12 protein-coding genes and 1 pseudogene are annotated in these 9,346 nt (G+C 36.0%); 6 read left to right on the top strand and 7 right to left on the bottom strand.

Annotation, left to right across the window (positions count from 1 at the left end; translation table 11 throughout):
- The 3 genes from ACE1TI_RS21125 to ACE1TI_RS21135 form a co-directional block, all read right to left on the bottom strand.
- The coding region (locus tag ACE1TI_RS21125) for a helix-turn-helix domain-containing protein (protein ID WP_375009508.1) at positions 1-165 on the bottom strand (165 nt) is incomplete at its 3' end.
- Positions 166-386: 221 nt separating this feature from the next.
- A complete protein-coding gene (locus tag ACE1TI_RS21130) occupies positions 387-1,844 on the bottom strand; it encodes an aldehyde dehydrogenase family protein (protein ID WP_375009499.1) in 1,458 nt (485 codons plus the stop codon).
- Between the two features lie 458 nt (positions 1,845-2,302).
- Positions 2,303-2,566, bottom strand: coding sequence for a transposase (locus ACE1TI_RS21135; RefSeq protein WP_375009509.1), 264 nt, complete (start codon positions 2,564-2,566; stop codon positions 2,303-2,305).
- Positions 2,567-3,079: 513 nt separating this feature from the next.
- On the opposite strand from ACE1TI_RS21135, the gene ACE1TI_RS21140 reads away from it, so the two are divergent.
- Positions 3,080-3,226: an IS3 family transposase gene (locus ACE1TI_RS21140; RefSeq protein WP_375009510.1), complete on the top strand. Its 147-nt coding sequence runs from the start codon at positions 3,080-3,082 to the stop codon at positions 3,224-3,226.
- 161 nt (positions 3,227-3,387) lie between these two features.
- Positions 3,388-3,669, top strand: coding sequence for a hypothetical protein (locus ACE1TI_RS21145; RefSeq protein WP_375009500.1), 282 nt, complete (start codon positions 3,388-3,390; stop codon positions 3,667-3,669).
- 338 nt (positions 3,670-4,007) lie between these two features.
- Here the strand turns inward: ACE1TI_RS21145 and ACE1TI_RS21150 are convergent, their stop codons facing one another.
- Positions 4,008-4,238 carry a multicopper oxidase domain-containing protein gene (locus ACE1TI_RS21150; protein WP_375009501.1) on the bottom strand — a complete coding sequence of 77 codons (231 nt, stop codon included), beginning with the start codon at positions 4,236-4,238 and terminating at the stop codon, positions 4,008-4,010.
- A 170-nt stretch (positions 4,239-4,408) separates the two neighbouring features.
- Between ACE1TI_RS21150 and ACE1TI_RS21155 the strand changes: the two genes are divergently transcribed.
- A complete protein-coding gene (locus ACE1TI_RS21155; protein WP_375009502.1) occupies positions 4,409-4,627 on the top strand; it encodes a hypothetical protein in 219 nt (72 codons plus the stop codon).
- Complete coding sequence (locus ACE1TI_RS21160) at positions 4,624-5,010, top strand: Hsp20/alpha crystallin family protein (RefSeq protein WP_375009503.1); 387 nt, start codon at positions 4,624-4,626, stop codon at positions 5,008-5,010. The genes ACE1TI_RS21155 and ACE1TI_RS21160 overlap by 4 nt, the downstream gene beginning before the upstream one ends.
- Positions 5,011-5,117: 107 nt before the next feature.
- Here the strand turns inward: ACE1TI_RS21160 and ACE1TI_RS21165 are convergent, their stop codons facing one another.
- Together ACE1TI_RS21165 and ACE1TI_RS21170 are read right to left on the bottom strand one after the other, a co-directional pair.
- On the bottom strand, positions 5,118-5,567 hold the full coding sequence (locus tag ACE1TI_RS21165; RefSeq protein ID WP_375009504.1) for a GNAT family N-acetyltransferase: 450 nt from the start codon (positions 5,565-5,567) through the stop codon (positions 5,118-5,120).
- A gap of 334 nt (positions 5,568-5,901) precedes the next feature.
- Positions 5,902-6,123: a YppG family protein gene (locus ACE1TI_RS21170; RefSeq protein WP_375009505.1), complete on the bottom strand. Its 222-nt coding sequence runs from the start codon at positions 6,121-6,123 to the stop codon at positions 5,902-5,904.
- Positions 6,124-6,282: 159 nt separating this feature from the next.
- Between ACE1TI_RS21170 and ACE1TI_RS21175 the strand changes: the two genes are divergently transcribed.
- The gene (locus ACE1TI_RS21175) at positions 6,283-6,513 is read left to right on the top strand and encodes a DUF2268 domain-containing putative Zn-dependent protease (RefSeq protein WP_375009506.1); all 231 of its coding nucleotides are present in this window, start codon (positions 6,283-6,285) and stop codon (positions 6,511-6,513) included.
- Between the two features lie 272 nt (positions 6,514-6,785).
- Here the strand turns inward: ACE1TI_RS21175 and ACE1TI_RS21180 are convergent, their stop codons facing one another.
- Entirely contained in the window at positions 6,786-7,808 is a 1,023-nt protein-coding gene (locus ACE1TI_RS21180; protein ID WP_375009507.1) for a serine hydrolase domain-containing protein, read from the bottom strand.
- Between the two features lie 398 nt (positions 7,809-8,206).
- Here ACE1TI_RS21180 and ACE1TI_RS21185 point away from each other — a divergent pair.
- Positions 8,207-8,513: pseudogene (locus tag ACE1TI_RS21185) on the top strand (IS3-like element IS655 family transposase); the annotation flags it as partial.
- Between the last annotated feature and the right edge of the window lie 833 nt (positions 8,514-9,346).

The raw sequence follows: 9,346 nt of genomic DNA on the forward strand, positions 1-9,346 counted from the left end.
AAACCGATACATCTCTCCCGTTTTATACCACTTCATCCATGTTTTAATTTGAGAGACATTTTTAATCCCATACTTCTCCATTATTTCTTGGTTTGTCCGTTTTCCACTCAGTTTGTCTTGAACAACCACCCACTTTATTTCTTTAGAATAAACGTTTTTGCCCATGCAAAAACACCTCCGAGAATGTACTTAATTGATTGTACCATTTCGAAGGTGTTTTATATTGTCCCATTATTTTAGGTTAGTCCAGAAAATTACATTTTCTCCGTGGGTTTTTCTCATTTAAAAGGGCTTTTGGGACAGCCCCTTACACTAGCGATTATAAGACTTTTTATCAAATCTACCCAATGGTTTTTTGCACCAGAAACCATTCTTCTTGCTTTTTATTAAAATGGGTATTCTCTCGGTAAATGTTGAGTGGATATCCATTGAAAGGTTGTAAACTCATCTAAAGACCATTTCCCGCCAAACCGGCCGAGTCCTGAGTCTTTTTCTCCTCCAAATGCGATTAACGGTTCATCGTTCACGCTTTGGTCATTAACATGAATCATGCCTGTTTTTATTTGTTTAGCAATTTCTACTCCTTTTTCAACTGAACCAGCGTGTACTGCGCCACTCAAACCGTACTGTGTATCGTTGGCAATTTGAATCGCTTCCTCCTCTTTTTCAAAAGGAATAACTGTCGTAACAGGACCAAACATTTCATTTTTTGCCGTTGCTATTTCATTTGAATCAGCAGCTAAAATATACGGGTGCATGATATTTCCTTCTACTTTTCCCTCTAACACAACCCTTGCTCCTTGTTTTTTCGCTTTCTCAATTTGGCTTAAGATTCTGTTCACAGCTTCAACATTAATAAGCGGACCGATGAAATTTTCGTGATTGGATGGATCTCCCACTTTAATGTTTTTCACGGCGGTTCTAAACTTATCTAAAAATTCATCGTGTGAACTTTTGTGGACAAGGATGCGATTAATGGACATGCAAATTTGACCGTTGTGTAAAAATTTCCCAAACACAGCAGAATTTAAAGCCCTTTCAATATTTGCATCTTTCAATACGATAAGAGCATTATTCCCACCCAATTCTAATGCTACTTTCTTCATATTTTTTGCGCAAAGTGCACCTATATGCTTTCCTACTTCTGTTGAACCTGTAAACGAAATCATTCGCGGAATAGGTTGGTCAACAAAGCCATCTCCAATTTCATCAATAGAAGCGACTACAATATTTAACAGTCCTTTTGGAATGCCTGCTTCTTCAAAAATTTTACCGACAACAAAACCACCGCTTACTGACGTTTGCTCATCCGGCTTTAATACTACCCCATTTCCAGCCGCCAAAGCAGGTGCAACAGATCGTATCGATAAATACAAAGGAAAATTAAAGGGACTAATAACCCCAACAACACCCAGAGGTCTCCGATAAATCCGATTCTCTTTACCTGGAATCAAAGATGGAACGAGCTCACCACCCATTCTCATCGGAAAACCAGCTGCCTCCCTTGTTATAGAAATACAAAAATCCACTTCGACTTTTGCTTTCAAAAAGGAAGAACCTGTTTCCTGAATGAGCAGATTGATTAATTCTTCTCGCCGAGACTTCATAATAGCTACTGCATTTTCCATAATGTCTGCTTTATCAAAAGCACTGACTTTTTCCCATTCCACTTGAACTTTTTCAGCTGATTGATAAGCTTCGTCAATATCTTGCTGGCTAGCCATTTTTATTTTCGTAATTACTTCATGATTAAAAGGATTTCTATTCTCATACACATTCTTACTGCTGCCTTCTCTCCACTCACCGGCAATATATTGTTTATTTAAATCTTCATATAAAGGCATTTTGTAATTATCCTTTCTTTACGAAAAGTATAAGCTTCCTATCTACATAAGAGCAACTACGCCTCTGTTTTCACCTTTAAAAAGATCCCTAATGGACCAAATTAAGAATCATTCATAAATAAGGATTTCCCATTTTCCATATTTAATACAGCAGGTGCCATACAAATATCGCAATATGTAAGTAATAAAATAACTAAAAAGAGTTGGATTTAAAATAAGGTGCAGTTGAGTGTATATAGCAAAATAGAAGTGGTTCTCCCTTACTTTTGGTGAAAAGATGCAGCTAGTCCCTCTGTGTAAGAATACCTTTTTAAAAATGATTGCTTAGGATTCTTGATACATAACTCGTTTTTCGATTAGATCAAAATTTGCTCTACCATACATCGGTTTTTAAACGATTAATTTGTCCTTCCAGTACACCATTGTTCCATTCGTAACTTAAGGCGTTTTGGACAGCCTCATTCCGGCTCTTGATTATGTTGAGCCTCATTGTGATGTATCGGAATTCGGGAACCAACGATTTGAGAAAGAATCCGTTCCATTCGTTCGTTAAAATTATGGTTTAGATGCCAGCGGTCCGTCAGTTGCATCACTTTTCCATCTGATTCCTGAATGGCTTGTTTGAATAAGAGAGAACCGTCCCAGCTTACAATTTTAATGTTTTTATGTTTCTTTAACCACGACCTGACGGCGTCCGCATTAAGTTCTTCTAACAGGGCAATCGGTGATGTCTATCAGGATAAAGAAAAGAAAAAGTTGTAGTTTCTTAACAATTAAGTGTAAAAGATAGTATTTTTTATGCCTAATTTTTTTAAAAACCCCAACAAATATGTCAGAGCCATTTTTAAAACACCAACATTTATGATGGCTATAAAAAGAAAAAACACACCTCCTCGACTTAAGAAAGTGTGTTCTCACAACAATTTATGTATGGTGTCCCGTACTGGACTCGAACCAGTGACCTCCAACCTCTCAATTCGCCCTCATCTCCGCTCATTATGCCCTAAAATCTACTGTTATCAGGGTTTCAGGGCACTTCTTTTTCTTCTGGTTTCCGTAGATGTCGGTAGTTTTTCACCGTGTGTGACCAACTCTATGAACGAGTACTTCTTAACGATCATAATTTTGGAATCTTTTGAACTCATGGACGATCTCCAAAAAGGAAACTTTTAGAACCAAACGGAAAAACCCCAAAGAGGGTGGTTTAGAATAAAATTAGCTAGAAGTGAAAGCCAATTTCCTTTAAATCTGGACGCAGCTTCCCTAACCAGTACCAACTTAACCTTGAACTTTTTGATTACGTGCATTGGTTCAATCATATTCGCATTCACGGATCACTAGATTACTTAACACCGACTGAATACAAGTTAATAAACCTTTAAATATTTGTCCAATTTAGTGTTAACATACCAGAAATACCTGCTGATGAAAATGGATGTACATTCTTCTCTAAGTTTAGTTATATATTACTAACCCTTGGACACACTTAATGTTACTGGTATAAAAATAATCATCTATGTTTTAACTAAAGGAGGACTCAACAATGTCTCATGAAAATGACCAATCTATACAAACGAAAATGGAAAAACTTTTTATAAATACTTGTAGAACATGGCAAAACTGTACGGAATCAAACATTCAGACCTTCTTAGAACAATGCCAAGAAAATAATATAGACCCGCAATATTGTATGAGTTGGGTGGAAAAACATAAAACACAAATACCTGACTGGCAAGCAGTTTCAAAAGTATCTCTTGATTGGGTAAATCAGCATACTTCAACCGGATCTCCCATTTCATTTACTGAACATGATGATGATCTTTAATCAGTGTAGATTTTGCTCTCCACTTTAAGGTCTATCCCATGTATCTTCCTGGTTCGTACTGTATCCACCTGCTCTTTTTGCATTTCTTGAAGCTTTTTTCATTCTCCTCAATAATCCGGAGCAGGTGCTCTTTTCTAGCTTTTTAGCAGGTTTGGGCCGTTTTCTTGGAGGAAAATAAAATTGCTGATTCAAGCATTAAGCCATTCTCATCTCCTTTTCCAATATTCTTCTTTCATTCCCCGTACAAGGACTGCAATAATCATTTTTCCCTTATTCCGGCTGGTTTTCGCCGCCAATTTCAAAAGGTGAATACACTTCCTGATAATCAACGACAGTTATCATGCCAAGATAGCGTGATTATTATCATGACAATAGAATAACCATTCTCCTTTATTGTTTACTTCAAAATAAACGACATACTCTTCCCCAGGCTTCACGTGAATCAAATCTTTTACAATGGGATCATCATATTCTGTTCCATTTTTCGAAGCCACTTGAAAACGATGACCATGTAAATGCATAGGATGAGATGATTGGCTCTGTCCGGAATTCGTTATATTTACTTTCATTAAAAAAGGGAAACTCCTTGACAATAAATGCTGTTGACTTCTTCACATTAACCACCCCTTTGTTGCATTGATAACCACATTTAAACTCCGCCTACACATCTATTTTTTCATCACATATCTTACATATAAAATGAGAAGGGGTAAATTAAGATAAAAATGGGGTGATATCAATGGATAGAAAAAATAATGACTCTTATCCTTCCCCTTATCTGAAAGCAGAATTTCAGAATGAAAACAAACCCGAGAACGAAGAAGAAAAAACAGAAGATGAAAAGACGGGAGAGCAGCAAAGACTAGATCCGTGGACAGAATTATTGTTTGTAAGAAGATCCACTCCTCCTACTCCGGCTAAAGAATATCAAGACAAAGAAGATAATAACGACAAATGAAGCAGTGTATGGATCAAGGTCAGTCTATCACAGAGAGGAAAAGAAAGCGTCTAAGCACTCTTCGTTTAATCAGTCCGTATATTTTATTAATAAAAAGAGGTGAAGAAAGTGATTGCGAGCGTGACCAAATTCAACTAGAAATCATCGGTAATCATTTACGGATGTCCGTGGAGGACTCTGCCATCCTAGAAGAAAAAAATGATCAAAGCATGTCCCAGAGAAAAGAGCAATCTTTTCAAAGGATGGAACGTTTGATACCACTTCCATTACCTGTTTCTGAAAAGGACATAAAAACGACTTTTGAAAATGGCATATTAAAAATTTCTATCCCTAAACACAGAAACAGGAAGTTTATTGAGATAGATAATCAAAAGAATGAATAAATGGGTGTAGAGGGAAAAGAGCCAGATATAATATATCCGGCTCTTTTTCAGTAATATTTAATATTAGACAATCTACATGTTGCCCTCTTTTTTCAAAGTAAATCTGTCTAACGAATGTTATCCAGATTTTTTTCCATTAATGTAGAAACTTCTTGAAAGCCAAGTTTTTGATAAAGATGTTTTGCATGGTTTTCGGCAAATACATTCAATTGAACTTTTTTATAGCCTTGATCTTTCAATTGTTTGATTCCTTCCACACATAATTTTTCGGCAATTCCTTGATTACGATAGGAGGGTAAAACATACATTTCCGGAATGAATCCGACAACTTCATCCGTATAATAGTCTGTTGTTCTCCCTACTCCAATCCAGCCATTCATAACATTATCTTCACTATGAACAAGGTAATATCCACCATTATATAAAAACGGGGATATTAATTGGAGTGCCTTCTCTTTTCTCGGTACAACATGCCCTGTTGTTGCTTCTATTAATACTTCCAAAGACTGATTTAGTATTTCTTGTGTTTCCTTATAAGAAGCTTTTCTAATTGTCATTCTATGCACTCCTTGATAAAAACCATTTAAGAGGCCAGCCTGACCTGGAGGGGATAATTAAGGTATAACCAGGAGCTAATCTTTACTTCAGAAGGATTTGAAACAAAATCTAAGTTTTAATAACCTACTATGTCCTTGTATCCTCCTAGCAGTTTTTCTTGTTCTAATAGCTAATTTATAATAAATTCTATGAAAGAGAAAACTAGTAAATGAAGTTTTTTAATTGCTTTCATCTAAAACCACCGAAATTCGATATATACGTTTTTCATATATTGGCTAAAGAATGATTCCCCACTCACCCTCCACACTATTTTGACAAGATCCCTTTTATGATCTATTTTTTTATAAATTTAGAAAACATTGGGCTTACCTGATTGTATATCTTCATCACTTGTTGAGCAGTTGTTGTAATCTTTTCAACGTCCAATTTCCCATCAGACGTTTGAAACGTAGATAATATATTTGACTTAGGGTGCACATACTGGCCTTGGTTATGAGGTGGGATATGCCATGGAGGCATTGGTCTTCTTGGTGGCATTGGTCTTCCAGGATACATAACACCATAACACCTTCCTTAATTGATTTTTCTATATATTATTCAAAAGAAAAATGGATGGGAAGATATCTGCCTTATGGAAGAGCACAAAAAGACTTCGTCACGTGTCCGTGATAAAAGCATACTGTATAAGATGAAATTATAATTAGGGGTATTGGAATGGGTGTCATTAGAACAGACAAGTGGCTACTAGATTGGTATGATGAACCAATCAAAATATGTGAACAGTTAAAAACCAATTTAATGGTGTTTACCCCCTTCGAAATATATCAGTACTTCACTCTACACGGAATGTATCGTCGCACTTTGCAAGAAGGGAATGAACGCATAAGAAACCTACAGAAAAATAAAGTGTGGGAAAAGGAAAAACAACAGATTGGAGTAACATGACGACCAACGGGAGAGCGAAAGCGTTCCTTGACAAACGCAGCAAATGGGCGATCCTATCTCAAGACAAAAGAAGAGGAAAAAGTTTGATCATCCTAGAAAAAGAGAGTATCTGTCCAAATTCAGGGGTTAATCCGATCGTGTCGAGCACAAGAAGGTAGATAAAACAAGACTTCCTACTAAAACATCAAATGGATTTCCCCTTTAAAACTCATCCCTTGAGCATCCATTTTAAAAAAGGGGTATCTGCTTATTATTGAAACGAGCCCATTCTGTTATTTATACATTTTGATGATTTTTATCATCATCTTTGCTGCCACACTATGCCCATAAAACTGATTAATTGTTCCTGTAAAGTAAAGATCAGTCTTTGGGTGGTAAAACGAAAAAGCACCTGTTTGTCCCCAATGTCCGATTAATCCACCTTTTACTTCTTTAAGTGATATGGGCTGACTTGCTATACCAACACCATAAAAAAATAACCCTGGGCCAAAAAGAATTTTCCATTTTTTAAGCTCATTGAAATATTCTTTCGGAAAGAAGTGTCCATTTATAAATGCCTTTAGAAAAATCATCGATTCTTTCGCCGTGGATACAATTCCTCCTTCAGGCCCTATAGATGACATATATTTAGGCAGGTGGATTTCTCTGTCTTTGAAAAAGAAAGGAGCCGGACGTGTATCGTTCACATCATCAAATAAGTACGTTTCCTCTAACTTTAATTCATCAAAAATAAATTCCTTGAAAACCGTATGAATGTCTTTTTCTGTTATCGTTTCAATAATCTTTCCTAAAAGCTGATAATTTGTATCGGAGTATTGAGCTCTTTTTCCAGGAGGAAATTTAGGTTTTTTCTGTTTTGCACTTGTTATTGTTTTTTCAAAACCCCAACTTTGATCTTTTCCTGCTGTTAACGCTGCAATCACATCAGAAGAAAAGTAATCAGGTATTCCTGATGTATTGGACATTAAATGTTTAATCGTTATTTCTTTCGAGTAATCTATCCCTTTTAATAGATGGAGTTCGTGTAGAACGTCATTAGAAAGATATTTGGAGATTTTGTTTTGAAGATGCAGACGATTCTCTGATTTTAATTTTAGCAAGACCGCTGTGACATATAATTTTGTTACACTTGCGATGAAATAGGGTTTATCTGCAGTTAGATTTCCAGCGCTACTAACAAGAGGTAAAGAGTTATCTCCCTTTTCCACACATAATACAGCACCATATATGTTTTTCTTTGATACAGCAGTTGACACGACCCCATTAAGAAATGATTGATTCATTGTTTTTAACAATAGCTGTAACCCCTTATCATTATAATGGCTTACCATTAGCACCTTTTTACGTCGGGATAACTATCCCCAAAACACCAATACTTCAAATATCAAAATTCCAATTGGGGACTAGCGAAAACATATTGACAGGTTCCCTACTATTTTATTTTCTTAAGACAACTTCACTTATTTGTTTTTTTACGATGGTAACCAACACCAAGAGCCCCCATAAAAATAACAAAGATCGCCACCAAAATACTTATATCCATATGTTTAAATTAACTTCCTATTTGCCACGTTAATTTTATTTTATCAGTCATTTCTAATTATTATGAATATAATGCCTAATTTTCTCTTGTTGTTAAGTGAATGACGATGAAAAGCCGTTTTTTTCCGTTTTAACACTGGTCTAAATTCCAAGAAGTACGTATTACTATGAAGCTAAAATCCGTGATGACCACACTGAAAAGTTGACGGCTTTAATTGTAAAAATCTAGACAGTCGAAATATACCATTGCCCAATATAAACCTTCTAAAGCTGCTTGTAACGAATCAGAGGTAGGAAACGCTTTAAACCGAGAATTTAACCAAGACGAAGATCTGAAGGTGATTGTGAGCGATTTAACTTATGTTCGCGTCCAACAGAAATGGCATTACATCTGTGTTCTTGTCGATTTATATAACCGTGAAATCACCGGCTACAGTGCTGGCCCTCATAAAAACGCAGCTTTCGGGCTTTAGAGAATCGAATATTTTGTTTTGGTCATTCTGTCACCTCCTTACTTTGATTCCCCTTCATCTTTTTTTATTATCCTCTTTTAGCCATTGTAATACATCAGGGGTCACAATAATAAGTGCTCCATAAATAAACCATTCCCATTTGAAATAAATAATATCAACCCCCCCTAAGAAGATATACCCCAATAAAAGAAGGAAGGCGGCAATTGCTTGCCAACCCTTCGTTTTCTTTTTATAACTTTCATTTCGTTTATCCTCCTTTGTCTTCTGCCATCAAGATGTTTGCCCATTACCGTTAAATGCAAAAAAGTACTAATATATGAAAGGGGCGATTCTAATTGGATAAGAAAGTGTTCACGTCTCGACCTTTTGATATTGAGATAGGTGATTTTGTTGTTGTAGAAACGACTTGCGAGGCTTTTATATGAAGGGACTACGCCTATTCGAATTTTCATAGCCATTATAGCTTTTTGCTGGGTTAAACCTTGCGGGTACTAATATCTGCAGAGTAGCTTTTAGCAGCTGCAGTGATTTCAATCACAGTTCTTTCGGTCATTGAACGGCGCCAAAAAAAGTCAGAACCAAATAATTAAAAGGAGTTTCTTCGGTTATCTTCTCTGCTATTTATCATATACTACTTCCGTTCTTTGGTTTATTTTTAACATGATTAACTATTGAGACAATAGAAAAAAGAAGGTACCGTCAATAAGTTTGTGTAATGTTTTTAGAGTATCCTAAGAATAACTTCTTGAGTTTTCTTACAGAGGGAAGGTTATTCTTCGTTCTGACCTTCCCCGTATCGGTTCGTGAACATTTTTTTT

Origin of the sequence: Alteribacillus sp. JSM 102045, from assembly GCF_041949975.1 — a bacterium.
GTDB lineage: Bacteria > Bacillota > Bacilli > Bacillales > Marinococcaceae > Alteribacillus.